Origin of the sequence: Novosphingobium rhizosphaerae (assembly GCF_050920675.1) — a bacterium.
Taxonomy (GTDB): domain Bacteria; phylum Pseudomonadota; class Alphaproteobacteria; order Sphingomonadales; family Sphingomonadaceae; genus Novosphingobium; species Novosphingobium rhizosphaerae.
On sequence record NZ_CP137861.1, the window covers coordinates 2,538,358 to 2,564,667 of the forward strand.

Below are 26,310 nucleotides of genomic sequence, written 5' to 3' on the forward strand. Positions count from 1 at the left end.
AAGTCCCCATCTCGCGTCTGCTTGCGGTTGATTTGCAGCCCGCCATCGGCCATGGGCGGCACACCATGGCCGACACTGCACCAAAGCCGCTCAGCCTGCAGGACATGATCCTGCGCCTCCACGCCTATTGGAGCGAGAAGGGCTGCCTTGTCCTGCAACCCTATGACATGCGCGTGGGCGCGGGCACGTTTCACCCTGCCACCACGCTGCGTTCGCTGGGTCCGGAACCGTGGAACGCAGCCTATGTGCAGCCCAGCCGCCGGCCGACCGACGGCCGCTATGGCGAAAATCCCAACCGGCTTCAGCACTATTACCAATACCAGGTGATCATGAAGCCGAGCCCGGAGGCCATGCAGGACCTCTATCTCGACAGCCTGCGCGCCATCGGGGTGGACCCGCTGCAACACGACATCCGCTTTGTGGAAGACGACTGGGAATCGCCCACGCTGGGCGCCTGGGGCCTGGGCTGGGAAGTGTGGTGCGACGGGATGGAAGTGACCCAGTTCACCTATTTCCAGCAGATGGGCGGGTTCGATTGCAAGCCGGTGGCGGGCGAGCTGACGTATGGCCTCGAACGCCTGGCGATGTACATCCAGGGCGTCGATAACGTCTATGACCTGGCTTATAACAGCCAGGGCGTGACCTATGGCCAGGTATTCCTGGAAAACGAACGCCAGATGTCGAAGTGGAACTTCGAGATCGCCAACACCGACGCGCTGTTCGACCTGTTCAACAAGGCCGTGGCCGAATGCCAGAATTGCCTTGAGGCCAAGCTGCCGATCCCGGCCTATGAACAGGCGATCGAGGCCAGCCACGTGTTCAACCTGTTGCAGGCGCGCGGCGTGATCTCGGTGCAGGAACGCGCCAGCTACATGGGCAAAGTGCGCGATCTCGCGCGCGGCTCGTGCGAAGCCTACATGGACAAGTACAAGGACGAATGGGCGCAGAAATTCCCGGGGTGGAGCGCATGAGCATGACCGCCGATTTCCTGCTCGAACTGCGCAGCGAAGAAATCCCCGCGCGGATGCAGGCCGGCGCGCGCGCCGATCTGGAAAAGCTGTTCGTCAAGGAACTGGCCGCTGCCGGACTGAAGGCCGGCGCGATCACGGTGTGGTCCACCCCGCGCCGCCTGGCGCTGATCGCGCGTGACCTGCCGCTGGCAACGCAGGCGTTGCGCGAGGAAGTCAAAGGTCCGCGCGCCTCGGCCCCGCCGCAGGCGCTCGAAGGCTTCCTGCGCAAGACCGGCTTGACGCGCGAGCAACTGACCGAGCGTGACGGCGTGCTGTTCGCGGTGACTGAAAAGCCCGGCCGCGCGACCAAGGACGTGCTCGCCGAAGCGATCCCGGCGATTGTCCGCGCGTTCCCCTGGCCCAAGTCGCAGCGCTGGGGTGCCGCGTCGGTCAGCCCGGAAAGCTTGCGCTGGGTTCGCCCGCTGTCCGGCATCATCGCCATCCTGGGCGACGAGGCCATCGATCTCGAAGTGGGCGGGGTGCGCTCCGGCACGGTCACGCGCGGCCACCGTTTCCACCACAGTGGCGACGTGACCATTACGGGCGCCGGCGATTACGCCGCCAAGCTGCGCGACGCTTTCGTGATCGTCGACCATGCCGAGCGTGAAGCGATCGTGCGCGACAAGGCGCGTGCCGCGGCGCAGGAAGCCGGCCTCGTGCTGGTGGACGACGAAGGCCTGGTGGTGGAAAATGCCGGCCTTACCGAATGGCCTCAGCCGCTGCTTGGCCGCTTTGACGAGGCTTTCCTGGAAGTGCCGCCCGAAGTGATCCAGCTGACCGCGCGGGTGAACCAGAAGTATTTCATCTGCCGCGATGCCGCCGGCAACCTGGCCAATGCCTTTGTCTGCACGGCCAACATCGCTGCCACCGATGGCGGCGCGGCGATCGTGGCGGGCAACCGCAAGGTTCTGGCCGCGCGTCTGTCCGACGCCCGCTTTTTCTGGGAGCAGGACAAGAAAGTGCCCTTGGCCACCCAGGCCAAGAAGCTGGCGCGCATCACTTTCCACGAAAAGCTCGGCACCGTGGCCGACAAGGTTGCCCGCGTGGCCGACCTGGCCGAATGGCTCGCCCGCGAAGGCGTGGTGCCCGGCGCCGATCCGGTGCTGGCGCGCCAGGTGGCAGAGCTGTGCAAGGCCGATCTCGTCACCGACATGGTCGGCGAGTTCCCCGAACTGCAGGGCCTGATGGGCGGCTATTACGCCCGCGCCGAAGGCTTGCCCGATGCCGTGGCTGACGCCATCCGCGATCACTACAAGCCGGTGGGACAGGGCGACGATGTGCCGACCGCGCCGGTTTCGGTCTGCGTAGCGCTGGCCGACAAGCTCGATACGCTGCGCAGCTTCTTTGCGATCGATGAAAAGCCCACCGGATCGAAGGATCCCTTTGCGCTGCGTCGTGCGGCGCTCGGCATCATTCGCCTGATCACCGAGAACGGCTTGCGCTTTGCCGTGGGCGAGGGCGAACTGCTCGCCTTCTTCGCCGACCGCCTCAAGGTCCAGCAGCGCGAAGCGGGCGTGCGGCATGACCTGATCGATGCGGTGTTCGCGCTGGGCGGGGAAAGCGATCTCGTCCGCCTGCTGGCGCGCGTTTCCGCGCTCCAGGCCTTTGTCGGCACCGAGGACGGCGTGAACCTGCTCGCCGGGTACAAGCGCGCGGCCAATATCCTGAAAAAGGAAGGCACCGCCACGGCCGGCGCCAAGGGCGAAGGCGTGGTGCCGCCCACGGGCGAGGAAGACCCGCTGGTGCTGGTGGACGACCCGCTGTTCAAGGATATTGCGGCCGAATTCGCGCATGGCCAGCCTGGCTTGCCCTATGCGCCCGAACCGGCCGAAGCGGCGCTGATGGCGGCGCTGGCCCAAGCCGCGCCCAAGGTCGAAGCGGCCGTGCGCGAAGAGGCGTTTACCACCGCGATGGCTGCGCTCGCCTCGCTCCGCGCGCCGATCGACGCCTTCTTCGACACGGTTACGGTTAATGACGCAGATGCGGAAAAACGGACCAATCGCTTGGCCCTGCTTGACCAATTCCGTGCTGCGGTGCACAAAGTAGCGGACTTTTCGCGGATCGAGGGCTAAGCGCCCTCGATCCACTTCCTAGACCTTGCAATGGCTCAACTTTGCTCAGGGGACGGACTGTAATTATGAGTGCATACGTATTCCATTTCGGCGGTGGTGCGCGAAACGACGATCCTCGGGCCAAGGACAAGACCATCACCGGGGGCAAGGGGGCGAACCTCGCCGAGATGGCGGGCATCGGCCTGCCGGTGCCGCCGGGCTTCACGATCAGCACCGAAGTGTGCGCGCAATACAACACGGCCGGCAAGACATTCGATGCCGGTATCGAGGCGGGCGTTGCCGCCGGGATCGCGCATATCGAAAGCGCCACCGGCCGCGTGTTCGGCGATCCGGCCAATCCGCTGCTGGTTTCGGTGCGTTCGGGCGCGCGGGTTTCCATGCCCGGCATGATGGACACCGTGCTCAACCTGGGCCTCAACGACGTGACCGTCGAAGGGCTCGCCACGGATTCGGGTGACGCGCGCTTTGCCTGGGACAGCTATCGCCGCTTCATCCAGATGTATTCCGACGTCGTGCTGGGCGTGGACCACCATCGCTTTGAAGATGCGCTGGAAATCGCCAAGGAAGACAACGGCTATTACGCCGACGTGGAAATGAGCGCGGACAACTGGCGCAAGCTGGTGGGCGAATACAAGGCGATCGTTTCCGAAGAACTGGGCCGCCCGTTCCCGCAGGACGTGCACGAGCAGCTCTGGGGCGCGATCGGCGCGGTGTTCGATAGCTGGGAAAGCGAACGTGCCAAGGTCTATCGCCGCCTGAACGACATTCCGGCCGAATGGGGCACGGCGGTCAACGTCCAGGCCATGGTGTTCGGCAACATGGGCGATACCTCGGCCACCGGCGTTGCCTTCACGCGCGATCCGGCGACCGGCGAAAAGGCCTATTACGGCGAATGGCTGGTCAACGCCCAGGGCGAAGACGTGGTGGCCGGCATCCGCACCCCGCAGTACCTGACCAAGTTCTCGCGCGAGCGGGCCGGGGCCAAGCCGCTGTCGATGGAAGAAGCCATGCCCCAGGCCTATGCCGAGCTGGCGAGCGTGTTCGAGTTGCTGGAAAAGCACTACAAGGACATGCAGGACATCGAGTTCACGGTCGAAAAGAACAAGCTGTGGATGCTGCAGACCCGCTCGGGCAAGCGCACCGCCAAGGCCGCGCTCAAGATGGCGGTCGACATGGTGGCCGAGGGCCTGATCGACGAAGCGACCGCGATCGCCCGCGTCGATCCCATGGCGCTTGACCAGTTGCTGCACCCCACGCTCGATCCCAAGGCGCCGCGCGACGTGCTGACCAAGGGCCTGCCGGCGTCGCCGGGCGCGGCCAGCGGCGCGATCGTGTTCGATGCCGATACCGCCCAGGCGCGCGCCGAACGCGGCGATGCGGTGATCCTGGTGCGGGTGGAAACCTCGCCCGAAGACATTCACGGCATGCACGCGGCCAAGGGCATCCTTACCGCGCGCGGCGGGATGACCAGCCACGCCGCCGTGGTGGCGCGCGGCATGGGCCGTCCCTGCGTTTCGGGCGCCTCGGGCCTGTCGATCGACATGGTCTCGCGCAAGGCGCGCATCGGCAACCGCGATGTGGCCGAAGGCGACCTGATCACGCTCGACGGTTCGACCGGCGAGATCATGGCCGGTGAAGTGCCGATGGTGGAACCCGAACTGGTTGGCGATTTCGCCACGCTGATGGTCTGGGCCGACAAGCACCGCCGCATGAAAGTGCGCACCAACGCCGAAACCCCGCTCGATTGCCAGGTCGCGCGCCAGTTCGGTGCCGAAGGCATCGGCCTGTGCCGCACCGAGCACATGTTCTTCGAAGCCGGGCGCATTTCCGCCGTGCGCCAGATGATCCTGGCCGAAGACGAAGCCGGCCGCCGCGCCGCGCTGGCCAAGCTGCTGCCCGAACAGCGCGCCGACTTCATCTCGATCTTCGAAGTGATGGCGGGCCTGCCGGTCACCATCCGCCTGCTCGATCCGCCGCTGCACGAATTCCTGCCGCATGGCGATGCAGAGTTCGAGGAACTGGCCGAAGTGACCGGCCTGGGCGTCGACCACCTGAAGCGCCGCGCCGGGGAACTGCACGAATTCAACCCCATGCTGGGCCATCGCGGCTGCCGCCTGGGCATCACGTTCCCCGAAATCTATGAAATGCAGGCCCAGGCCATTTTCGAGGCGGCGGTGGAAGTTGCCACGAAGTCTGGCGAAGCGGTCGTGCCCGAAGTCATGATCCCGCTGGTGGCGACGAAGAAGGAACTGCAGATCCTGCGCGCGCTGGTCGATCGCGTGGCGGCCCAGGTCTTTGCCGACAAGGGCAAGACGCTGGACTACCTCGTCGGCACGATGATCGAACTGCCGCGCGCCGCGCTGATGGCCGGGGAAATCGCCGAGGAAGGCACGTTCTTCTCGTTCGGCACCAACGACCTGACGCAGACCACCCTGGGCGTGAGCCGCGACGATGCCGCGCGCTTCCTCAATCCCTATGTAGACCAGGGCATCTACCCGCGCGATCCGTTCGTCAGCCTGGATATCGAAGGCGTGGGCCAGCTGGTGGAACTCGCCGCCGAGCGTGGCCGCAAGACCCGCCCCGATATCAAGCTGGGCATCTGCGGCGAACATGGCGGCGATCCGGCCTCCATCGCGTTCTGCGAAAAGGTCGGCCTCGATTACGTCTCCGCCAGTCCCTATCGCGTGCCGATCGCACGGCTGGCGGCGGCGCAGGCGGCATTGAAGGCTTGAGGTTAGCTTAGGCCTCGCACCACCCCCCGACCCTTTCCTCTAAAGAGGAGGGTGAGTTAAGCCGCTGAAAAAAGCCCCCTCCTCTTCAGAGGAGGGGGTTGGGGGTGGTGAGAGGCCTTACGCAATCCAACGATTAAAACTTCGGCGCGCGCAGCGGCTTGGCCCAGCCGCTCAGCGTCAGGATCTCGAACGTCTCGGTCACGCGGCCATCCGCATCGGCCATTTCGGCAAAGGCTTGCTGCGCGCGGGCCAGCGCGGACTTGCCCAGCGGGGCGCCGGGGCGGGCAAGGCAGTTGGACAGGCCCTGTTCGCGCAAGTCCTGCACCAGCCGCTTGAGGCTGCGATAGCGCACCGCCAGGCTGCGGCTGTCGATCACCGGATCGGCAAAACCGGCGCGTTGCAGCAGTTGCCCGCCGGCGCGCACGTCCACCTGCGGGTGCACGCGTGGCGCGGGCCGCTCGGCATCGGCGGCCAACATCACGCCGCGCAAGGCCGGCAGGCTGCCGGCGGCGGTAAAGCTCATCATCGCCAGGCCATCGGGCGCGAGTGCGCGGCGCAAGTGCACCAGCGCGCCGGGCAGGTCGTTGACCGTGTCGAGCGTGCCGAGCACAGCGATCAGATCAAAGCCTTGAGCAAAGGGCAGGGGGGCTTCCTGCTCCACGCCGGTTTCGCCCGGCAGCGGCGCGGGATCGGCGCGTGTCACCGCCACGCCCTGGGCAACGAGCGCGGTGGCCAGCGCCCCGCGCACATCGCCGATCACCAGCGCCGTCTTGGGCGAGTGGCGCAGGAACGACAGGCGATCGAGCATGTCCTCGATCATGTCGTCGGCCAGGAAATGCGCGGCATCGGGCCGCTGGGCCAGGCGGCGCATGCGCGCACGCTGGGCCAGGCGGCGCTGCGGGGCAAAGATCACCGGCGGGGCCGGATTCGTGGGCTGGGAAGGGGATGCGGATTGAGCCATGGCGTGCTGCCTGCCCGCAAGCTGCGCGCTTGCCAAGCCTCTTGCGCTGGGGGATGGAGAGCAGGCGATGCTGCGCCCCGCATTCCTTGCTCCGGTCGTTGACCTGCTGTTCCCGCCGCGCTGCCCGCTGTGCGGCGAAACGCTGGCAAGCCATGGCGGTCTGTGCGCGGCGTGCTGGTCCAATCTGGAAATCCCTGGAGAGCCGGCATGCAAGCTGTGCCAGCGCCCGCTGGAAACCAGCCTGGTGGGCCAGGAAGACGCGCTGTGCGCGCCGTGCATGGCGCAGCCGCCCCGGCACGACGGGATCGCCGCCGCCACGCTCTATGGCGATGCCACGCGCACGCTGGTGCTGCGCTTCAAGCATGGGCGCAAGGTTGGCCTGGCCGGCCTGATGGCGCGGCTGATGGTGGCGCGCCTGCCCGTGCTGGAGGGGGAATGGCTGATCGTGCCGGTGCCGCTGCACCGCTGGCGGCTGTGGCAGCGCGGCTATAACCAGTCGGCGCTGCTGGCCAGGCAGATTGCCCAGGCCACCGGGCAGCGGCTGGTGGTCGATGGCCTGGTGCGGCGCAAGCGCACGCCCTCGCTGGGCGGCCTGGGGGCCAAGGCCCGCGCGCAGGCGCTGTCGGGCGCCATTGCCCCCCATCCGCGCCACGGCGCATCGCTCAAGGGCGCGCAAGTCTTGCTGGTGGACGATGTGCTGACCAGCGGCGCCACCAGCGATGCCTGCGTGCGCGCGTTGCGCCGGGCTGGCGCGGCCAAGGTGAAAATCGCCTGCTTTGCCCGCGTGCTGCGCGAGGTCGAAGGGAAGGGGTGATTCGCGCCCGCGCTGTTTCGCGCGATGCAAACGGCATCAAACCGAAAACGCCCGGAACCTTGCGGCCCGGGCGTTTCGTGACGAAACCTTTTGATTGACGGGGCTCCCTCTCGGCCCTGACCGTAGCCCCGCCACTCAATCTCTCCGAACGGCCGTGCCTTCCTTGTCAGAAGGTCGAACCAGCCACCCGGTCCCTCGCGTGTCCCTGAACTTTGGCGCTTGCCGCGCCGCCTTTCGGCGGTTCAGTTCGCGGTTCCCTCAAACCGCATGTTCTTTCTTGACGATTGCGCCGCCGGAAGGAAGGGGAAGCCGCGTATACCGCCGATTTTGCCCCCGCCATGTGGTTATCGTGCAACAATGGATGCGGTTGGGGTGCTTTTTGCAGAAGGGATTTACCCACAGTGTCGGTCGATAACGATTCGCTGCAACGCGAGCAGGGCACGGCATTCATGCCGCGCTTCGATTCCCAGGGCCTGGTCACCGCCGTGGCGATCGAGCATCGCACCGGGCAATTGCTGATGCTCGCGCACATGGACCGCGAGGCGATCGAGCGCACGCGCGAAACCGGCCTGGCGCACTTCTGGTCGCGCTCACGGCAACGGCAATGGATGAAGGGTGAAACCTCGGGCCACGTGCTCAAGGTGCTGGAGATTCGCGTGGACTGTGACCAAGACGCGCTAGAACTGCGGGTGGAGGCGGCGGGGCCGGCTTGCCACACCCTGGCCACCAGTTGCTTCTATCGCCGCATCGCGGCCGACGGATCGCTCGAGCGGATTGCAGTTTGACGTTTACGTAAGCTGCGCGGTATCGTGGCGGGCATGGAAACCGTGCCCGCCAATTCGACCAGCGCTGCATCTGCCCCAACACCGGCTCAGGGCCCGGCCGGCCATATCGATCGGCCCGATGCCCTTGCCCGCGATCAGTTTTCCATCACCGACTTGTCTGCCGAATTCGGCGTCACGGCGCGGGCTTTGCGCTTTTACGAGGATGAGGGGCTGATTTCGCCCACGCGGCAGGGCACGCAGCGGATCTATTCGCGCCGCGACCGGGCGCGTCTGGCGTGGATCATGCGGGCCAAGAACGTGGGCTTCAGCCTAGCCGATATTCGCGAAATGATCGATCTTTACGATCTGGGCGATGGCCGCGCGCAACAGCGCAAGGTAACCATTGCCAAGTGCCAGGACCGCATCGCCGCGCTGGTGCGCCAGCAGGCCGACATTGCCGGCGCTATCGCCGAACTGGAAGGGTTCGTTGCCCAGTTGCGCGGGCTGGAGGGAGCAGTGGGCGACACCCCGGCGTGAGGTGCCGCCCGATTGCACTCGATCAGGGATAGACTTCATCGAGCAAGGCGGTCAGCGCCAGCCACGACTGGCGATCGGCACTGGCGTTGTAGCCCAGGAAATCCTTGCCGCGCGCTTCGCTGTCGGGATCGGTAAAACCATGCTTGACCCCGGCATAGGCGTGGAAATGCCAGTTGCCGCCGGCGGCATCCATTTCCTTCCAGAAATCGAGCACCTGCTCGCGCGGGACCAGCGGATCGGCATCGCCATGGCATACCAGGATGCGCGCCTTGATCGGCGTTTCCGCCGTTGCCGGGCGACCGGTGGCCAGAATGCCGTGGAAACTGGCTGCCAGCGCGATCGGCGCGCCTTCGCGGGCCAGTTCGAGCGCGGCCTGGCCACCCATGCAATAACCGATCGCCGAGAGCGTGAGGCCCGGCGCGGCGGCGGCCAGGGCATCGAGACCGGCCTGCAAGCGGGCGCGATAGTGATCGACATTCTCGCGCAGGGCATTGCCCAGCGGGAACGAGGCTTCGAAACTTTCCACCGGCTCGCCATAGAAATCGGCAACCATGGCGACAAAGCCCTGGTCGGCCAGCATCTGGGCGCGGCGGCCCATCGCTTCGTTGTAATTGGCGATGGTCGGCAGGATCAGGATCGCACCGCGCGCAGTGCCTTCGGGGCGGGCAAGCCACCCCGTCAGCGCCACGTCGCCATGCGCATAGTCGATGCGTTCAAGGCTCAAGGCTTGTTACTCCGGAAGGAAATCGGGCACCGACAGATAGCGTTCGCCGGTGTCGTAGTTGAAGCCCAGCACGCGGCTGCCCGGGGCAGCTCGCCCAGCTTGGCGGCGATCGCAGCCAGCGTCGCGCCCGAAGAAATGCCCACCAGGAGGCCTTCCTCGCGCGCCGAGCGGCGAGCCCATTCCTTGGCATCGGCAGGATCGACCTGGATCGCGCCGTCGATCGCCTGGGTATGCAGGTTGCCCGGAATGAACCCGGCGCCGATGCCCTGGATCGGGTGCGGCGCGGGCTGCCCACCGGAAATGACCGGGGAGAGCGTGGGTTCCACGGCATAGGCCTTGAAACCGGGCCAGACTTTCTTGAGCTCTTCGGCGCAGCCGGTGAGGTGGCCGCCGGTGCCAACGCCGGTGATCAACACGTCGATCGGGCTATCGGCAAAATCGGCCAGGATTTCCTGGGCCGTGGTGCGCACGTGCACCGCCACGTTGGCGGGGTTGTCGAACTGCTGGGGCATCCAGGCGCCGGGCGTTGACGCCACCAGCTCCTTGGCGCGTTCGATCGCGCCTTTCATGCCCTTTTCGCGCGGCGTCAGGTCAAATGTTGCGCCATAGGCCAGCATCAGCCGGCGCCGCTCGATCGACATCGATTCGGGCATGACCAGCACCAGCTTATAGCCCTTGACGGCGGCCACCATGGCCAGGCCGATGCCGGTGTTGCCCGAAGTCGGCTCCACGATGGTGCCGCCGGGTTGCAGGCTGCCGTCGGCTTCGGCCGCCTCGATCATCGCCAATGCGATCCTGTCCTTGATGGAGCCACCGGGATTGGTGCGCTCGCTCTTCACCCATACCTCGTGGTCGGGAAACAGGCGGGACAGGCGAACATGCGGCGTGTTGCCGATAGTGGCGAGAATGGAATCCGCTTTCATGTCGCGAGTGCTCCTTGGATGGTGAGCGGGTCAGGATTGGTATTTTGCAGCAAAGGTCCGGGCGCGGCGCAATTCGGGAAATCCGATCGCCCAGGCCAGGGTAACGATTATGGCACCCACCCCGCCAAACACAACTGCGCCGGTTGCGCCCAGCAGGGCCGCAGCCACGCCCGATTGCATGTCGCCCAGTTCGTTGGAGCAGGAAATGGCCAGGCCCGAGATGGCCGAAACCCGGCCGCGCACCGCGTCGGGCGTGTGCAACTGCACCAGGGTGGTGCGGATATAGACCGAAACCATGTCGGCCGCGCCAAGCAGGGTGAGCATGGCCAGCGACAGCCACAAGTTGCGAGACAGGCCAAAGACCACGGTGGCCGCGCCAAAGGCCGCCACGGCCAGCAGCATCTTGGCACCCACTTCGCGCTCCACCGGCCGTCGCGCCAGGAACGCGGCGACCAGCGCCGCACCCAGGCCGGGCATGGCGCGCATCACGCCCAGGCCATAAGACCCCACCGGGCGGCCGTCGAAGGTCAGGATGTCGCGCGCATAGACCGGCAGCAGCGCCGTGGCCCCGCCCAGCAGCACGGCGAACAGATCGAGCGTGACGCAGCCGAGCAGGAAGCGATCGTGCGCGACGAAGCGAAAGCCGTCGGCAATCTGGCGGAACGGATGGGTCTGGCGGTTTTCGGCCGGCGGCGGAATGCGCCGGATGCCAAACGCGCCCACGGCGGCAATCACCAGCAAGGCCACCGAAACGCCATAGGGCAGGGCGGCTGCCGCGGCGAACAGCACGCCGGCCAGCGCCGGCCCACCCATCGAGCCGATCTGCCAGGCCATGGCATTGATCGCCACCGCGCGCGGCATCAGCTCTGCCGGCACGATATTGGGGGCGATCGATGACAGCGCCGGGCCGATGAACACGCGGCTGGTGCCGTGGCAGGCAGCCATGGCGAACAGCAGCGGCAGCGACAGCGCATCGGCATACGTCGCGAGCGTGAGCACCAGGGCGATCAGCGCGTCGAGCACCATGGTCAACCCCGCGATCACGCGGCGGTCGAACCGGTCGGCGACCACGCCGGCCACGGGCGTGAGCACGAATTGCGGCAGAAATTGGACCAGGCCCATCAGGCCCAGCTGGAACGCGGCTTCCTTGATGCCCATGCCATACTGGCCGCGCGCCACGTCATAAAGCTGATAGCCCAGCACCACGACCATGCCCGACGTGGCCACCACCGAAAACAGGCGGGCCACCCAGAACCGGCGAAAATCGGCGATCTGGAACGGCGATGAAGGGTGTTCGGGCAGCGCCGGGGCAGGGGTTTGCGTCACGAAGGCGTCTGTGGCAGCGCCATGCGGCTTTGCCAAGCCAACAATTGTTTGTCGTCGCTTCAGAAATTCATGACGGGCAAGCAGTTTTGCTCAAGTGTCGTGGCGCCTGGTGCTCAACCCTTGGCGCGCAGCCTGGCGTTCGGCTGCAATTGCTTGATCATCTTGGTAAAGTCATCCTGCCGCACGATCCGTTCAAACTGAAAGCCGGCGCGGCTGTCATCGCTCCACACCAGGAAGGCCTCGATCCGGCCGATTTGCGGGAGGCGGATGGTCACGCGCTCGCCCCGGCCCAGATCGAGGGTGTCGCGCACCATGAAACCGGTGGTGGAGATGTTGACGATATTGAGCATCACGTCGCCCAAACGCCGATGTTCCCCGATCACTGGCAAGTGAACGGGGTGGCGGGTAGACCGGCGCAGGTCGGTCACTGATAGCTGCGCGCCGCCAGACATGGCTTCTCCTGCCGGTAAGAGCGATTCCAGCAGCAAGAATAGAACCAAATTGGCTTAGATTTGGTTAACGGGCGGCAGCGGGCTGCCGCCGCCCGGCAAAAACAAGTCGTTAAGCTGGCTTGATAATGCCATGCTTCTTTTTGCCTGACGAAAGGCGTCGTTCGGCCGATACTTCGATAATGGTGGTATCGTCGCGCACCGCTTCGCCATCCAGCCGCGCACCGCCGCCCGCGACTAGCCGCTTGGCCTCGCCGCGGCTGGCGGCAAAGCCCAGCCCGATCAGCGCCTCGATCACGCTGATGCTGCCACCGCCCACTTCCAGCGTGGGCAGGTCCTGGCCCAGCCCGCCACCGGCAAAGGTGGCCTTGGCGGTCGCCTCGGCCGCGTCAGCCGCCTCGCGCCCGCGGATCAGGGCGGTCACCTCGTTGGCGAGCACGGTCTTGGCGGCATTGATCTCGCTGCCCTGCAGCGCTTCCAGGCGGCCGATTTCGTCCAGCGGCACATCGGTGAAGATGCGCAGGAAACGGCCCACGTCGCGGTCGTCGGTGTTGCGCCAGAACTGCCAGAAATCGTAGTTGGGCAGCTGATCTTCGTTCAGCCAGACCGCGCCGTTGACCGACTTGCCCATCTTGGCGCCATCAGCCGTGGTCAGCAGCGGGGTCGTGGCGCCGAACACCTCGATCCCGTTCATGCGCCGGGTCAATTCGATGCCGTTGACGATGTTGCCCCATTGGTCGGACCCGCCGAACTGCAGGCGGCAGCCATGGCGCAGCGCCAGTTCGCGGAAGTCATAGGCCTGGAGAATCATGTAGTTGAATTCCAGGAACGTGAGCGGCTGTTCCCGATCCAGGCGCAGCTTCACCGAATCGAAGGTGAGCATGCGGTTGACCGTGAAATGCGGCCCGACGTCGCGCAGCAGATCGATATAGCCCAGCTTCGAAAGCCATTCGTCGTTGTTGACCAGGGTCGCGCCCGTCGCGCTGTCATCGAATGTCAGCAGGCGATCGAACACCTTGCGAATGCCGGCGATGTTGCTGGCGATGACCTCTTCGGTCAGCATCTGGCGGCTGGCATCCTTGCCCGAAGGATCGCCGATCTTGGTGGTGCCGCCACCCATCAGCGCGATGGGCTTGTGGCCGGCCTGTTGCAGGCGGCGCAGCAGCATGACAGAGGCCAGGTTGCCGACATGGAGCGATGGCGCCGTGGCGTCATAGCCATTATAGCCCACCACGATTTCCTTGGCCGCCAGGGCATCAAGCCCCTCGGCATCGGTCAACTGGTGGATATGGCCCCGCTCGGACAGCAGGCGCAACAGGTCGGACTTGTATTCGGTCATGGTTGCCTCGATGTGGAGCGGGGCGCCTAGCATGAAAGGACGTGCCTTGGAACCGGCGCTGCTTGTTGCCCATCCCGATCACCCGGCGATCGCCGTGCGCCAGGTTTCGGCGCGCATCCTGTCGATGGATGCCAACTGGCTGTGCCTGCGCTGGCGGGTGGAGGGTACGGCCGCCCTGGTGGTGCCGCCGTTCGCCGGGCGCGCGCGCACCGACGGCCTGTGGCAATCCACTTGCTTCGAGCTGTTCCTGGCCGAAGACGAAGGCATTGCCGCGGGTACCTATGCCGAATTCAATTTCGCCCCGTCGGAACGCTGGGCGGCCTATGATTTCGATGGCTATCGCGCCGGCATGGCGCCTCGGCCGATCCCGCGCGAACCGGTGATCACCCCGCGCCGGGGCCAGGACCTGCTGATCTGCGATGCGGCGCTACCCATCGCAGGCCTGCCGCCGCTGCCCTGGCGCATGGGGCTTTCGGCCGTGCTGGAAGAGGCGGACGGCGCCAAATCCTATTGGGCGCTGGCCCATCCGCGCGGCAAGCCCGATTTCCACCATGCAGCTTGCTTCGCCGCGCGGGTTGAGGCACCGCAAGCGGCATGAAGACCGGACTTGATCGCCTTGTGGCCGATGCCGCGCTGCGCGCGCCGCTCGCTGGCCGCCGCGTGGCCCTGGTGGCCCATCCCGCCTCGCTCACCCAAGGCCTTGTGCACGCCCTCGATGCCCTGGCGGCCTGCACGGACGTGAACCTGACCGCCGCCTTTGGCCCGCAGCACGGGCTCAAGGGTGACAAGCAGGACAACATGGTGGAATCGCCCGATTATCGCGATCCCGCCCTGGGGATTCCGGTGTTCAGCCTTTATGGCGAAGTCCGCCGGCCCACGCCGGCCATGATCGATGCTGCCGATGTCTTCCTGTTCGATCTGCAGGATCTGGGCTGCCGCATCTACACCTTCGTTACAACCTTGCTCTACCTGCTGGAGGCCTGCCACGGCACGGGCAAGGCGGTGTGGGTGCTCGACCGGCCCAATCCCGCCGGTCGGCCGGTGGAAGGCACCCGGCTCGTGCCTGGGTGGGAGAGTTTTGTCGGCGCCGGCCCCATGCCGATGCGCCACGGGCTGACGCTGGGGGAAATGGGCCGCTGGTTCATCGCGCACTACAACCTCGATGTGGATTACCGCGTCATCGCCATGGACGGCTGGCAGCCCGATGCCGCGCCGGGCTTTGGCTGGCCGCAGGACCGCATCTGGATCAACCCCAGTCCCAACGCGGCGAGCCTGGCCATGGCGCGCGCTTATGCCGGCACGGTCATGCTCGAAGGCGCGACGCTTTCCGAAGGCCGCGGCACGACCCGCCCGCTTGAAGTGCTGTTCGGCGCCCCCGATGTCGATGCGCTGGCGGTGCGGGCTGAAATGGCGCGCGTGGCGCCGCACTGGCTGGCCGGCGCGGCGATCCGCGAATGCTGGTTCGAGCCCACTTTCCACAAGCACGTCGGCCACTTGTGCCACGGCCTGATGCTCCACCCCGAAGGCGGCTTTTACGATCACGCCGCGTTCCGTCCCTGGCGGCTGCAGGCGCTGGCGTTCAAGGCCATCCGCAATCTCTATCCCGATTATCCGCTGTGGCGCGATTTTCCCTATGAATACGTGCTCGATCGCCTCGCCATCGATGTGATCAATGGCGGCCCGGCCTTGCGCGAATGGGTGGACGATCGCGGGGCGCAGGCCGCTGACCTCGATGCCGTGGCCAGCCCCGATGAAGCCAGTTGGATCGAGGAACGGCAGCAGTTCCTGCTCTACTGACAAAAAAGGGAGGGCCAGGCCCTCCCTTTTTCCATGGATGAAAGGGCTGCTATCGGTGGCTCAGAAGCGCGTCCCGACCTGCACCGCCACGTGGCGACGCTGGAAGTTGATGCCTTCATAGCTGCCGAGATCGGCGTAGTTCAGCGAGAAGCCGGCATAGACACGCTGGCTGACGACAAAGTTCACGCCCAGTTCGCCACCGATCCCGTCGAGATTCTCATGGCCGGTGCGGCTGCCGATCGAGGCCTTGAGGCGGAAGCGGTCATAGCCCAGCTTGAAGAACGCCTCGACCTTGGGGGTCACGGCCACGCCCACGCGCGCGCCGGTCAGCAGGTTGCCGTTGGAACCCAGGCACACGCCATCGACACAGTCCTTGGCATCGGCATAGTCATAGTTGATGAACGGGCCCGCGGTCACGCTGTTACCCAAGGGCACGTCATAGCCCAGTTCGCCACCGATCGAGGCAGAATTGCCGATCTTGTAGACTTCGCCATCGCCAAGGCCGCTGACGGTGGGCGTTTCGTAGCCCACACGCACTTCGGCGCGCAGGCCCGAGAACTTGGCATCTTGTGCAAAAGCAGGCTGTGCAGCCACCATGGCAGCCAGCAGAACGATCTTCTTCATGTTTTCCCCTGTTAGGCCTGTCTTGCCGCCGGGTTGTTAGCGGATCGGCAGTCACGCCACTGTCATGGCGGCGTGATGCGCGGCGTCTGGTCGAAGACACCGCGCAAAACAAGAGGGAAGATTGCTATTTGTTTCGAGATTGGACGAATAATACTGGCGGATACTTGCCGATCTGCACGCGTTTTGCGTTTTACTGTTGCAGCAATGTCACGCCTGCTCTGCCACCGGCTGGCCCGGCGCGGGCGGTTGCCCGCTATAGCTGGCATCGCGGCGGTCGACCTGGGCCCAGGCCGGCGCCTCGTCCGTCCAGATCACGGTATCGGGTTCCAGGCCATGGCCGGGATCGAGAAAGCCCAGGCGCACCGTCCGCAAATGCATGCGCCCCGATGATTGCGCCATGACGCCGGTGCCGCACTGCGGGCAAAAGAACTGGGTCAGCGTGTTGCCCGATGGCGCGACATAGCCGAACGAACCCAACGCGCCGCTGACCGTGACGGATTCTGCCGGAAACACTGCATTGTTGGTGGAGCCACCTGCGGCGGCCTGCTGGCACTGGCGGCACCAGCATTGGCGCACGGCCACCGGCTCTGGCGCAGAAATGGTGGCGGTAACCGCCCCGCAGGCGCAGCGTCCGGTAAAGGCCATGGCAATTCTCCATTCGGGTATTGTTAGGTTGGCAAACAATGTCTAGGCTGCGTTGGCAAAGCCGGGAAGCAACCCGGGAGAGGATAACAGGCTCCATGCTCAAGCTCTACAGTTTCGGCCCTGCCGCCAATTCCATGAAGCCCTTGCTCACCCTGTTCGAAAAGGGCCTGCCGTTCGAAGCCAACCGCCTCGATCCGGTCAAGTTCGAACATCATGCCGATTGGTTCAAGGCGATCAACCCGCGTGGGCAAGTGCCCGCCTTGGTGGATGGCGACAAGGTGATCACCGAAAGCACGGTGATCTGCGAATACCTGGAAGACGAATATCCCACGCAAGTCTCGCTGCGTCCGGCCGATAGCTATGGCCGTGCGCAGATGCGGGTGTGGACCAAGTGGGTGGACGAATACTTCTGCTGGTGCGTGTCGACCATCGGTTGGCACCGCTATGTCGGCAAGATGGTCCAGGGCCTGTCCGACGCCGAATTCGAAGCCAAGGTCAAAGCCATTCCTGTGGTCGAGCAGCAGGTGAAATGGCGCCGCGCCCGCGAAGGCTTCCCACAGGACCTGCTGGACGAGGAAATGCGCAAGATCGCCTTTTCGGTGCGCCGGCTGGACGATCACCTGCGGGATCACGAATGGCTGGTGCCGGGGCAATATACCCTGGCCGATATCTGCAACTTTGCCATCGCCAATGGCATGCAGTTCGGCTTTTCCGAACTGGTCAACCGCGCAGACACGCCGCATCTGCTGCGCTGGATCGAGCAGATTGCCCAGCGGCCGGCGGCGCGCACGATGTTCGAACGCGTCGAACTGGAAAAGCTGGGGCCACGCGATTGAAGCCATCCCCCGGCGCGAACAATCTTTTTTGTCGTTGCCGCGAAGGGTAACGCGCAATCGAAGGGTTTTGTCACTGCCGGCCTTGGTATAGGGCGGCGGCTGGCGGGGCCTGTTGCGCATGCGCAGCGCACAGGCACCCGCGGTGACGGAGCCTAGATGCAAGACGTGCTGCTTGCGGAGGGGGGCGGGCGCTATGGCGCCGATCCCCGCCGCCGTTCCCTGTCGTTCGTGCTGGCGCTGGCCATGTCGCTGCTGTTGCTGGCGGCGTTGCTGTCCGTGGGGCTTTACGAGCCACCGGCCAAGCACGAAGGCGGCACGCTGACCGCCGTCAACCTGTCTGCCGCAGCCGGCGACAAGAGCGACAATCCCACGCCCAAGCAGCAGAAGGCGGCGCAGCAGGCCACCCGTGCTGCCGCCACCATGCCCGCCGCGGCCAAGCCGCCGCGCGTGGTGATCCCCACCGACAACAAGGTGGTCTGGCCCGAAGGCTTCATCCCGATGAGCCGGTCAGACTTCGCCTCGGCCGACATTTCCAAGCTGAAAGGCCCGGCCGGGACCGGCAGCGCGGCGCAGCAGGCCTCTGCCGGCGGCGGTGGCGGCGGCACCGGGGGCACCGCGCCCGATGGCTCGCGCCTCTACAACGCCGAATGGTATCGCGAGCCGCGCGACGCGGAAATCAACGGCTATATGCGGCCGGGCCAAAGCTCGGGCCGCTGGGCGATGATCGCGTGCCGCACCGTGGCCGATTATCACGTGGAAGACTGCCAGGAACTAGACGAAAGCCCGCGCGGATCGGGCATGGCCCGCGTGCTGCGCCAGGCGGCGTGGCAATTCCTGGTGCGCCCGCCGCGCGTGAACGGCACGCCGCAAGTGGGCACCTGGGTGCGCATCCGCTTCGACTTCATTCGCGGCAAGCGCGATGACGACGCGGGCGGCGCGGGTGCAGGCCCCAACGGCGACGGTTGAGCACCGGACCGCCGCGCCGTCAAAGGCTGATCGTCACGTTGTCGGTCCCGCTGGAGGTGCCCTGAGGCTGTTCGTGGTTCAATGCGTCCATCGCCTGCTCTGGCGTGGGAAGGCTCTTGAAAGGTTGATAGAACAGTATCTTGTCGAACAAGATCAGATGCAGGTCAAAATTGTCCGGCTTCTTCTTCATGGCTGCCAACACATTGGGGCCCGCTTCCAGCGTGACGCCGGCATCACCGAGTGCGATGATGTAGTGCTGGGTGTCGCCCGGTCTGCGGTATAGCGCGCGGTCTGGCGTCGCGCCGGGATCGCGGCAGAGCGTGTCCGCATAATCCGGGCTGACATCCTTGTCCCCATCGTCCTTGTCGGCGTTTGCCACTGCGTTGCTAAGCGCGGCTCCCAGCAAGGCATTCATCATCACGCTGGCGCGGCTATCGTCGCCATTTAGGCGCTTGGCGGGCTTGATCGACAGCGCATCGGCACAAGCCGCAATCGGCTGTGCAGCCGGCAGAGGTTTCGCCGGCACGGGCACGCGCAGGGCCGCCGCCGTTGCTGCCAGTTGCGCATCGAGCGCCGCGGCGTCGAACTTGGGCGAACTCATCCGCATGGTCACCAGCCAGTTGCCGGCCGGGATCACCACGGCACCGGTGGCCTGCAAAGCGCCGCCCTGCGCGCTCTGCACCACGCGCATGCCACTCGCACTGGCATGGCCGGTGGGCGTGAACGGCGTGAACACAGGCGTTCCTGCCAGCGTGCCGCCCATGCGCTGCACGGTCATGCCCATCACCTGGCTCAGCCGGTCTGCCCACAACGGCGCCTGGGGCCAGCCGGCGCGGAAGATATAGATCGTCAGCGTGGTGCGGGTGGTGTTGTCGTCATAGCCGATCGAAACGTCGGCCAGGCCGTGGTCGCTTTGCGACACCGACGTGCGGGTGAAGGCCCCGATGGCAGGCGGGATCACGATGCCGGTGGGTGGGTGTGTCCAGGCTGCCGCGGTATCCACCACGATTGGCCCGGCCTTGGGCGGGGGCGGTGGTTCTGCCGCCCCGGCAACCGCCGATCCGCCAGCCGTGGCCACGCCCATCGCGGCCAGCATTGCCCATACCACCTTGTTCATTGCGCCTTGCCCCTGCACGCGCCGCAATAGTGCAGCAAAGCATGAGCTTGGCGTGGCGGGCGGGCCCGCGCAAGCGAGGCTTCTAGGTCGTGAACTCATAAATGGCGCCCCCGAGGCGCCAAAATGGCGAACATATCGGCCCAAAGTGCCCGCCGCGAAGGCTGGTAGCCTTTGCAAGGGCGCTTTGCTGAGATGGAAGCCATTTTGGCGTCCCTTCGGGATTTGACCCAAAGGCCCCCTCGCAGCGTCGAAAGCACTGGAAATATTGCCGATATTCCTGCGCGTTTTCTCCTCGCGACGGGGCCTTTGACCCCAAACCTCGGGGGCGCCATTTATGAGTTCACGACCTAGAATTCCGACCAATCTTCCATGCCACCGCCACCGCCACCGGCCACCTTGCGCGGCGCAGGTGCCGGCGCTGGCGCCGGCGCCGGTGCGGGTGCGGGCGGTGGGGGCAGGGCGCGCACGGCCGCGCTGGGCGGGGGCGGCGCCGCAATGGCAACCGGGGTCGCCGGTGCCGTGGCCACGGGCGAAGCACTGCGCAGCGGCTGGCGGCTGCCACCGGCACGGAAGCGCGCCACCAGCGTGCTGAGCGAATCGGCCTCGGTCGCCAGGGTGCGGGCCGCGGCCGTGCTTTCTTCCACCATCGCGGCGTTCTGCTGCGTCATGCGGTCGATCGCGCCCACGGTTTCATAGACTTTCTTGACGCTTTCCGATTGGTCGGCCGTCGCTTCGGCGATGCCTGCCACCAGGCCGCGCAGATTGCCGATGCGCGCGATGATCGCCTCCAGCGCTTCGCCGGTGCGCGTCACCAATTGCACCCCGGCTTGCACCTGCCCGGTGCTCTGGCCGATCAGGCCCTTGATGTCGTTGGCAGCATCGGCTGATCGGCGGGCAAGCGCGCGCACTTCGGTGGCCACCACGGCAAAGCCCTTGCCGGCATCGCCAGCGCGCGCCGCTTCCACCCCGGCGTTGAGCGCGAGGAGGTTGGTCTGAAAAGCAATGCCTTCGATCAGGTCGATGATCTGGTTGATCATCTGCGATGACTTGGCGATGCCGTCCATTGCCGCCACCGCTTCGCTCACCACCGCGCCGCCTTCGCTTGCCGCGCTCGATGTTTCCTCGATCGTCTGGCGCACCGCCTCGGCCTTGGCCGCACTGTCGTCCACCATCGCGGTCACGTTGCGCATGGCGCTGGCAGCCGATTCCAGTTGGGCGGCCTGCGCCTCGGTGCGGTGGGCAAGATCGTCGGAAGCGGCACGGATCTCGGTCGATCCGGTGCGCACGTTGTCGGCCGCGCCGGTTACCGCGCCGATCACTTTGCCCAGTTCGGCCGCCATGGTGTTGAAATCGTCACGCAACTGGGCAAACGGGCCTTCCAGCCCGGCATCGATCCGCGCACCCAGGTTGCCGCTTTTCAGGTCGGCCAGCGCCACCCCCAGCGTGCGCACGATGAGGTCGACCTGGGCGGTCTTGGCTGCATCGGCGGCGGTGAGCTGGTCGCGTAGCGCGTCGAACGCGCGGGCAAGATCGCCCAGTTCGTCGGCGCTGCCGCCGTGGTCCACGCGCACGTCGCGATCGCCCGCGCCCAGCCGCACCAGCGCCTGCGCCACTTGCGATACCGGGCGCGCCACCAGCCGTTCAAGCAGGCGATAGCTCCACGCCAGCACCACGATCAGCCCGGCCAGCGCGCAAAGGCCGGTGCCCAGCGAAAACCAATAGGCTTGCGCGGCTTCCGCCGTCGCGGCGGTGATATGGCCGCGCTGGTAGTTGATCAGCTTGTCCAGCGCCTGGTCGATACGGTGAGCCAGTTCCTCGCCCCGCTGGATCAGCGCCTGGGCTTCGGCAACGCGGTTCTGCTCGGCGAGGCTCTCGACGTTGTCGATCGAGGCTGCGTATTCGCTCCAGCCCTTGGCGAAATCGGTCACGAAGGACGATTCGTTTTCATCCAGATCGGTGCTCTTCAGCCCGGTCAAACCCTCTTCGAGCAGCTTGCGGTTTTTGGCAATGCGCGCTTCATGAGCCTGGCGCACCTGGGCTGATGACGACATCGTCAACGCGCGCAGATCCGCGTCGATCTGGGCGATGGCCGTGTCCATGCCGTTGGCCAACATGGCCTGTGGCACGTGGTCGTTGGTGATTTCTGCGTCCTGCAGGCTGATCTGGTGCAGCCCGGCGCCGATCATTGCGAGCGCCGCCATGATCATGATCGCAATAATTGTAAACAACCGCGACAGCTTACGCCCGATCGGCGCGTTCATGAGGTAGTTCATCAGCACTCACCCGGTCCACCGACGCCGCCCAGGCACCGGTTCTTGATCGGGTGGAATGCCACAGCGCGCTTAGGCGCTGTTCAATGGCGGCCTAAGCGAAAGCGCCTAGTGCGCCTAGCCGTTCGTATCGGCGTTGTCGTGAAACAGCGCGGTTCGCAGCCGCCGGACGGGCGGCGTGCGCCATAGCAAAACCAGGGCCAGCGCGAGCAGCGCCCAGGGCAGGGCCATGCCGCCGATCACCAGCACCGCCCACACCATGGTGCGCCCGCTCGACAGTGTGTTTTGCAGGGCATCGGCAAAGGGATTGTCGCTCAATGCCAGACCTGTGGCCCCTTCATAAGTGAAGTGCATCGGTGTGGTGGCGAGTTCGGCGCGCGCCGCGGTGCCGCTTTGGACGGCGGTGGCCAGAGCCTGATCCAGCGCGGCGATCTGGCGGGTCAATTCCGTCCGCTCACGATCGGCCAGGCCGGGCTGGGCCAGTCGCTTCTGCAACGCCTCGCGCTGTTGGGCGCTTTGCCGTTCGCTGTTCCGTGCTTCTTCGATCTTGGGCGCCTGGTCGGTGCCCTCGATCTCGGTGTCTTCCAGCCTCCCGCCTTCCTGGGTTACCGTGGCGATGCGGTCGCGGCCAAAGCCGCGTGCGAGATCACGGGCCAGGGCAAGGTCCAGCCGACCCGAGATGTCGCCGTGGCCATCGTTGCTAAAGCGCATGCCCACCACGCGGCATTGCGCCGGGCCAAGCCTTTCACAGGCGGTGGCATGCTGCTCCTGGATCGCCGCCAACTTGTTGCCGGGCACGAGCACGCGATAGAAATAGGTGAACGCCACCGAAGGCGCGGAACTGGCATCGATGCCGTCGAACCTGCCTTGGTCCGCAACGTCTGCCGGCTTTTCAGAGCATGCCGACAATGCCAACGCGCCGGCGCAAAGGCCGGCCAGGGCCGCGTGCTTTTTGCGCCAAACGAAATGCCCAACGGCGGTAAACATGCCGGCGTGGCCCCCCACGGATTCAACCGCAACAGTCTGCACGCGTGGACAAAGATTGCAAGGCGTGTTCCCGGCGGGCTCAGGCGTCGATCAGGTCGCGGTCCAGGTCGCCGGCGCGGTTTTGGATGAACATGAAGCGGTGTTCGGGGTTGCGACCCATCAGGCGGTCGACCAGGTCCTTCACCGCCGCGCGGCCTTCGTATTCGGGGGGCAGGGTGATGCGCAGCAGGCTGCGGCTGGCCGGGGCCATGGTGGTTTCGCGCAACTGGCCGGGGTTCATTTCACCCAGGCCCTTGAACCGGCCCACGTCCACCTTCTTGCCCTTGAACTTGGTCTTTTCCAGTTCGGCGCGGTGCGCATCGTCGCGGGCATAGGCCGAAACGGTGCCTGCCGTCAGGCGGTAGAGCGGCGGCTGGGCGAGGTAGAGATGCCCGCGCTTCACGATCTCGGGCATTTCCTGGAAGAAATAGGTCATCAGCAGGGTCGCGATGTGCGCGCCGTCCACGTCGGCATCGGTCATGATGATGATGCGGTCATAGCGCAGCGCGTCGGGATTGCAGTCCTTGCGCGTGCCGCAGCCCAGCGCCAGGCACAGGTCGGCGATTTCCTGGTTGGCGCGGATCTTGTCGGCCGTGGCGCTGGCCACGTTGAGGATCTTGCCGCGGATCGGCAGGATCGCCTGCGTCTTGCGGTCGCGCGCCTGCTTGGCGCTGCCGCCGGCCGAATCCCCTTCCACGATGAACAGTTCGGTCTCGCCGCTGCCTTCGCCCGAACAATCGGTGAGCTTGCCCGGCAGGCGCAGCTTGCGCGCGTTGGTGGCGGTCTTGCGCTTCACCTCGCGCTCCGCCTTGCGGCGCAGGCGCTCGTCCATCCGCTCCATCACCGCGCCCAGCAGCGCGCGGCCACGGTCCATGTTGTCGGTCAGGAAATGGTCGAAATGGTCGCGTACCGCGCTTTCCACCATGCGCGCGGCTTCGGGCGAGGTGAGGCGGTCCTTGGTCTGGCTCTGGAACTGGGGATCGCGGATGAACACCGACAGCATGATCTCGCTGCCGGTGATCATGTCTTCGGGCGTGATGTCCTTGGCCTTTTTCTGGCCAACCAGATCGCCAAAGGCGCGGATGCCGCGGGTGAGCGCGGCGCGCAGGCCCTGCTCGTGCGTGCCGCCATCGGGGGTGGGAATGGTGTTGCAATACCAGGAATAGGCGCCGTCAGACCACAGCGGCCAGGCAATCGCCCATTCCACCCGGCCCATTTCCTGGCCATCGGGGCCCAGCGGAAAGTCCTGCCGCCCGGCAAAGGGCACGGTGGTCACGCATTCGCGGCCCTTGACCTGTTCGGCCAGGTGATCGGCAAGGCCACCGGGGAACTGGAACACCGCCTCGGCCGGGGTATCGTCGGCAATCAGCGCGGGATCGCACTTCCAGCGGATTTCCACCCCGGCAAAGAGATAGGCCTTGGACCGCACCAGGCGGAACAGGCGCGCCGGCTTGAACTTGGCGTCCGCGCCAAAGATCGTGGCATCGGGAATGAACGTGACGGCGGTGCCGCGCCGGTTGGGCGCATTGCCCACGCGCGCCAGCGGCCCGGTGGCCAGGCCGCAGGAAAACTCCTGCGCGTACAATTCCTTGTTCCGGGCCACTTCCACGCGGGTGAGGGTGGACAGAGCATTGACCACCGAAATGCCCACGCCGTGCAGGCCGCCCGAGGTGGCATAGGCCTTGCCCGAAAACTTGCCGCCCGAGTGCAGCGTGGTGAGGATCACTTCGAGCGCGGACTTGCCCGGATACTTGGGGTGCTCGTCCACCGGGATGCCGCGCCCGTTGTCGGTGATCGTCACTTTGCCCGCCGCGCCTTCGGCAGCTTCGAGCGTGACTTCGATGCGGTTGGCGTGGCCGGCAACGGCCTCGTCCATGGCGTTGTCGAGCACTTCGGCCACCAGGTGGTGAAGCGCGCGCTCGTCCGTACCGCCGATGTACATGCCGGGCCGGCGGCGAACCGGCTCAAGCCCTTCCAGCACTTCGATGGCAGAGCCATCATAGCTTTCTTGAGGGCTGCCCTGGGGCAGCTTGTCGAACAGGGAGCCGGAATCTTCTGTCGCCATGAGAACGGCTATAGAACACGCGCGAATTGCCGCGCAAGCCGTCGCCGTCCCCTTATTCGCTTCAAATGCTCAGTTTGCGAACTTTTCCGGCGCGCGCGACACCGTCACCACCGTGCCGCCGGAAACCTCGCGCACTTCCAGCGCGCGCTCGGCCACGCCATTGGCGTTGAAGCGGAACACGCCGTCGGTGCCGATGAAGCCATCGCGGTCATAGAGCCGGGCGGTGGGGAACAGCGTGCCCGGCTTCCACCCCCGCGCGATGTTGAGCGTGAGCAGCACCGAATCATAGCCCAGCGTGGCGATGCGCGCAGGGCTGGCACCAAAGCGCTGGCGATAGGATTGCTCGAAGCGGGGCAGGCGATCGTCGGAGATGGCAGCAAACCATGCGCCCTTCATCGCCGGGCTTTTCGCCAGCATGGAATCGCCCTTCCACAACTCGGTGCCCAGCAGGCGCGTGCCCTTGGCAAAAGGCGCGGCCTGCAGGGCGATGCGCGCGCCATCGCCGATCAGCAGCGCGTCGATCGGGCCCTTGGCCTTGACACGGCGCACCGCGCTGGCGGCCGAGGTATTGCCACGGTCATAAGTCTCGATCGCGGTCAGGCGAATGCCCTGGAGCCGCGTGGCCTCGGCCAGCGCGCTGCTCACCCGTTGGCCATAAGTGCCGGTCGGCACGATCGCGCCCACGGTCTTGATCCCCTGGCTATGAGCATAGCCGACAACGCGCGCGATCGATTGGCCGGGCACCTGGCCCAGCACGAAGACATCGCGATCGGCCACCGCGCTGTCGTTGGAATACGTGATCATCGGCACTTTGGCCGGGCGCGCCACGCCAGCCACCACGCTCACGTCATCCGCCGTCAGCGGCCCCAGGATCAGCCGGTTGCCGTCCATCACTGCCTTGCTGGCCGCCGCCGCCGCACCGCTGCCGGTGTCATAGGTGGTGATGCGCAGCGATTGGGCGTTGGTATCGAGCAGCGCCATGGTGGTGGCGTTGGCGATCGCCTGGCCCACGGCCGCGTTGGGGCCGGACAGCGGGACGAGCAGCGCCACGCGATGGCGCCCGGCGTCGGTCGGCAGGACGTTTTCCTGCGGGGCGGTTTCTTTGGGCGGGGGCGGCGCGCCTTGCGTGCCGGGCTTGGGGATCACCGAACAGCCAGCCAGCAGCACGGCAGGAAGGGAAAGGGCCAGCCACTGCCCCGCGCGGCGTCGGCTCCATCCGGCAGGCTGGTTTCCTGCACGCGAAATGCCGTCGTTGCCGCTCTTGCCCATCATCATCTGCTTGCCGCTCCCGTAAGGCCGGTCCATGGAAAAGG

The 26,310-nt window shown here is 66.0% G+C and carries 22 protein-coding genes and 1 pseudogene; 10 read left to right on the forward strand and 13 right to left on the reverse strand.

The window, feature by feature from the left end; translation table 11 throughout:
• Positions 1-65: 65 nt before the first annotated feature.
• From R9J51_RS11605 to ppdK, 3 genes are all read left to right on the forward strand, one after another.
• Complete coding sequence (locus tag R9J51_RS11605) at positions 66-971, forward strand: glycine--tRNA ligase subunit alpha (protein WP_168554613.1); 906 nt, start codon at positions 66-68, stop codon at positions 969-971.
• Positions 968-3,082 (forward strand): glycine--tRNA ligase subunit beta, encoded by a 2,115-nt coding sequence (gene glyS / locus R9J51_RS11610; RefSeq protein ID WP_432787402.1) that lies wholly within the window; start codon positions 968-970, stop codon positions 3,080-3,082. Before R9J51_RS11605 ends, glyS begins: the two co-directional genes overlap by 4 nt.
• Before the next feature lie 65 nt (positions 3,083-3,147).
• Positions 3,148-5,814: a pyruvate, phosphate dikinase gene (gene ppdK / locus R9J51_RS11615; RefSeq protein ID WP_168554615.1), complete on the forward strand. Its 2,667-nt coding sequence runs from the start codon at positions 3,148-3,150 to the stop codon at positions 5,812-5,814.
• A 133-nt stretch (positions 5,815-5,947) separates the two neighbouring features.
• Here the strand turns inward: ppdK and R9J51_RS11620 are convergent, their stop codons facing one another.
• Complete coding sequence (locus R9J51_RS11620) at positions 5,948-6,775, reverse strand: methyltransferase domain-containing protein (protein ID WP_432787403.1); 828 nt, start codon at positions 6,773-6,775, stop codon at positions 5,948-5,950.
• Positions 6,776-6,842: 67 nt separating this feature from the next.
• On the opposite strand from R9J51_RS11620, the gene R9J51_RS11625 reads away from it, so the two are divergent.
• The 3 genes from R9J51_RS11625 to R9J51_RS11635 all read left to right on the forward strand — a co-directional run bounded on the left by R9J51_RS11625 (position 6,843) and on the right by R9J51_RS11635 (position 8,890).
• Positions 6,843-7,589, forward strand: coding sequence for a ComF family protein (locus tag R9J51_RS11625; RefSeq protein ID WP_179504535.1), 747 nt, complete (start codon positions 6,843-6,845; stop codon positions 7,587-7,589).
• Between the two features lie 401 nt (positions 7,590-7,990).
• A complete protein-coding gene (hisI, locus tag R9J51_RS11630) occupies positions 7,991-8,374 on the forward strand; it encodes a phosphoribosyl-AMP cyclohydrolase (RefSeq protein ID WP_432787404.1) in 384 nt (127 codons plus the stop codon).
• A 33-nt stretch (positions 8,375-8,407) separates the two neighbouring features.
• Positions 8,408-8,890 (forward strand): MerR family transcriptional regulator, encoded by a 483-nt coding sequence (locus R9J51_RS11635; RefSeq protein ID WP_179504536.1) that lies wholly within the window; start codon positions 8,408-8,410, stop codon positions 8,888-8,890.
• A 22-nt stretch (positions 8,891-8,912) separates the two neighbouring features.
• Here the strand turns inward: R9J51_RS11635 and R9J51_RS11640 are convergent, their stop codons facing one another.
• From R9J51_RS11640 to tyrS, 5 genes and pseudogenes are all read right to left on the reverse strand, one after another.
• Positions 8,913-9,614 carry a dienelactone hydrolase family protein gene (locus tag R9J51_RS11640; RefSeq protein ID WP_168554617.1) on the reverse strand — a complete coding sequence of 234 codons (702 nt, stop codon included), beginning with the start codon at positions 9,612-9,614 and terminating at the stop codon, positions 8,913-8,915.
• Between the two features lie 6 nt (positions 9,615-9,620).
• Positions 9,621-10,537, reverse strand: a pseudogene (gene cysK, locus R9J51_RS11645) (cysteine synthase A).
• A gap of 30 nt (positions 10,538-10,567) precedes the next feature.
• On the reverse strand, positions 10,568-11,863 hold the full coding sequence (locus tag R9J51_RS11650; protein ID WP_349237437.1) for an MFS transporter: 1,296 nt from the start codon (positions 11,861-11,863) through the stop codon (positions 10,568-10,570).
• Positions 11,864-11,976: 113 nt separating this feature from the next.
• Positions 11,977-12,315, reverse strand: coding sequence for a PilZ domain-containing protein (locus R9J51_RS11655; protein WP_168554619.1), 339 nt, complete (start codon positions 12,313-12,315; stop codon positions 11,977-11,979).
• A gap of 109 nt (positions 12,316-12,424) precedes the next feature.
• Entirely contained in the window at positions 12,425-13,651 is a 1,227-nt protein-coding gene (gene tyrS, locus R9J51_RS11660) for a tyrosine--tRNA ligase (protein WP_179506441.1), read from the reverse strand.
• Between the two features lie 31 nt (positions 13,652-13,682).
• Here tyrS and R9J51_RS11665 point away from each other — a divergent pair, with 31 nt between their 5' ends.
• Together R9J51_RS11665 and R9J51_RS11670 are read left to right on the forward strand one after the other, a co-directional pair.
• The gene (locus R9J51_RS11665; protein ID WP_248290278.1) at positions 13,683-14,249 is read left to right on the forward strand and encodes a DOMON-like domain-containing protein; all 567 of its coding nucleotides are present in this window, start codon (positions 13,683-13,685) and stop codon (positions 14,247-14,249) included.
• A complete protein-coding gene (locus tag R9J51_RS11670; protein ID WP_179504537.1) occupies positions 14,246-15,448 on the forward strand; it encodes a DUF1343 domain-containing protein in 1,203 nt (400 codons plus the stop codon). Before R9J51_RS11665 ends, R9J51_RS11670 begins: the two co-directional genes overlap by 4 nt.
• A gap of 60 nt (positions 15,449-15,508) precedes the next feature.
• Here R9J51_RS11670 and R9J51_RS11675 read toward each other — a convergent pair whose 3' ends face one another.
• Both R9J51_RS11675 and R9J51_RS11680 read right to left on the reverse strand, forming a co-directional pair.
• A complete protein-coding gene (locus R9J51_RS11675) occupies positions 15,509-16,072 on the reverse strand; it encodes an outer membrane beta-barrel protein (RefSeq protein WP_169474229.1) in 564 nt (187 codons plus the stop codon).
• A 207-nt stretch (positions 16,073-16,279) separates the two neighbouring features.
• A complete protein-coding gene (locus R9J51_RS11680; protein WP_218843467.1) occupies positions 16,280-16,717 on the reverse strand; it encodes a GFA family protein in 438 nt (145 codons plus the stop codon).
• Between the two features lie 95 nt (positions 16,718-16,812).
• Here R9J51_RS11680 and R9J51_RS11685 point away from each other — a divergent pair, with 95 nt between their 5' ends.
• Together R9J51_RS11685 and R9J51_RS11690 are read left to right on the forward strand one after the other, a co-directional pair.
• A complete protein-coding gene (locus tag R9J51_RS11685) occupies positions 16,813-17,553 on the forward strand; it encodes a glutathione S-transferase family protein (protein ID WP_179504538.1) in 741 nt (246 codons plus the stop codon).
• Between the two features lie 156 nt (positions 17,554-17,709).
• The gene (locus tag R9J51_RS11690; RefSeq protein ID WP_169474231.1) at positions 17,710-18,519 is read left to right on the forward strand and encodes a hypothetical protein; all 810 of its coding nucleotides are present in this window, start codon (positions 17,710-17,712) and stop codon (positions 18,517-18,519) included.
• A gap of 19 nt (positions 18,520-18,538) precedes the next feature.
• Here the strand turns inward: R9J51_RS11690 and R9J51_RS11695 are convergent, their stop codons facing one another.
• From R9J51_RS11695 to R9J51_RS11715, 5 genes are all read right to left on the reverse strand, one after another.
• A complete protein-coding gene (locus R9J51_RS11695) occupies positions 18,539-19,636 on the reverse strand; it encodes a hypothetical protein (protein WP_179504539.1) in 1,098 nt (365 codons plus the stop codon).
• 347 nt (positions 19,637-19,983) lie between these two features.
• On the reverse strand, positions 19,984-21,909 hold the full coding sequence (locus tag R9J51_RS11700) for a methyl-accepting chemotaxis protein (protein ID WP_179504540.1): 1,926 nt from the start codon (positions 21,907-21,909) through the stop codon (positions 19,984-19,986).
• Positions 21,910-22,023: 114 nt separating this feature from the next.
• Positions 22,024-22,893, reverse strand: a complete 870-nt coding sequence (locus tag R9J51_RS11705; protein ID WP_218847417.1) for a hypothetical protein — start codon at positions 22,891-22,893, stop codon at positions 22,024-22,026.
• Between the two features lie 79 nt (positions 22,894-22,972).
• Positions 22,973-24,997 carry a DNA topoisomerase IV subunit B gene (locus tag R9J51_RS11710; protein WP_179504542.1) on the reverse strand — a complete coding sequence of 675 codons (2,025 nt, stop codon included), beginning with the start codon at positions 24,995-24,997 and terminating at the stop codon, positions 22,973-22,975.
• Positions 24,998-25,066: 69 nt separating this feature from the next.
• Complete coding sequence (locus tag R9J51_RS11715; protein WP_432787405.1) at positions 25,067-26,302, reverse strand: penicillin-binding protein activator; 1,236 nt, start codon at positions 26,300-26,302, stop codon at positions 25,067-25,069.
• Between the last annotated feature and the right edge of the window lie 8 nt (positions 26,303-26,310).

Bases quoted from the DNA above. Each gene is read 5' to 3' on its own strand.
- R9J51_RS11605 (WP_168554613.1), top strand. From the start codon at position 66: ATGGCCGACACTGCACCAAAGCCGCTCAGCCTGCAGGACATGATCCTG.
- glyS (WP_432787402.1), top strand. From the start codon at position 968: ATGAGCATGACCGCCGATTTCCTGCTCGAACTGCGCAGCGAAGAAATC.
- ppdK (WP_168554615.1), top strand. From the start codon at position 3,148: ATGAGTGCATACGTATTCCATTTCGGCGGTGGTGCGCGAAACGACGAT.
- R9J51_RS11620 (WP_432787403.1), bottom strand. From the start codon at position 6,775: ATGGCTCAATCCGCATCCCCTTCCCAGCCCACGAATCCGGCCCCGCCG.
- R9J51_RS11625 (WP_179504535.1), top strand. From the start codon at position 6,843: ATGCTGCGCCCCGCATTCCTTGCTCCGGTCGTTGACCTGCTGTTCCCG.
- R9J51_RS11635 (WP_179504536.1), top strand. From the start codon at position 8,408: ATGGAAACCGTGCCCGCCAATTCGACCAGCGCTGCATCTGCCCCAACA.
- R9J51_RS11655 (WP_168554619.1), bottom strand. From the start codon at position 12,315: ATGTCTGGCGGCGCGCAGCTATCAGTGACCGACCTGCGCCGGTCTACC.
- tyrS (WP_179506441.1), bottom strand. From the start codon at position 13,651: ATGACCGAATACAAGTCCGACCTGTTGCGCCTGCTGTCCGAGCGGGGC.
- R9J51_RS11665 (WP_248290278.1), top strand. From the start codon at position 13,683: ATGAAAGGACGTGCCTTGGAACCGGCGCTGCTTGTTGCCCATCCCGAT.
- R9J51_RS11670 (WP_179504537.1), top strand. From the start codon at position 14,246: ATGAAGACCGGACTTGATCGCCTTGTGGCCGATGCCGCGCTGCGCGCG.
- R9J51_RS11675 (WP_169474229.1), bottom strand. From the start codon at position 16,072: ATGAAGAAGATCGTTCTGCTGGCTGCCATGGTGGCTGCACAGCCTGCT.
- R9J51_RS11680 (WP_218843467.1), bottom strand. From the start codon at position 16,717: ATGGCCTTTACCGGACGCTGCGCCTGCGGGGCGGTTACCGCCACCATT.
- R9J51_RS11685 (WP_179504538.1), top strand. From the start codon at position 16,813: ATGCTCAAGCTCTACAGTTTCGGCCCTGCCGCCAATTCCATGAAGCCC.
- R9J51_RS11690 (WP_169474231.1), top strand. From the start codon at position 17,710: ATGCAAGACGTGCTGCTTGCGGAGGGGGGCGGGCGCTATGGCGCCGAT.
- R9J51_RS11695 (WP_179504539.1), bottom strand. From the start codon at position 19,636: ATGAACAAGGTGGTATGGGCAATGCTGGCCGCGATGGGCGTGGCCACG.
- R9J51_RS11700 (WP_179504540.1), bottom strand. From the start codon at position 21,909: ATGAACTACCTCATGAACGCGCCGATCGGGCGTAAGCTGTCGCGGTTG.
- R9J51_RS11705 (WP_218847417.1), bottom strand. From the start codon at position 22,893: ATGTTTACCGCCGTTGGGCATTTCGTTTGGCGCAAAAAGCACGCGGCC.
- R9J51_RS11710 (WP_179504542.1), bottom strand. From the start codon at position 24,997: ATGGCGACAGAAGATTCCGGCTCCCTGTTCGACAAGCTGCCCCAGGGC.
- R9J51_RS11715 (WP_432787405.1), bottom strand. From the start codon at position 26,302: ATGGACCGGCCTTACGGGAGCGGCAAGCAGATGATGATGGGCAAGAGC.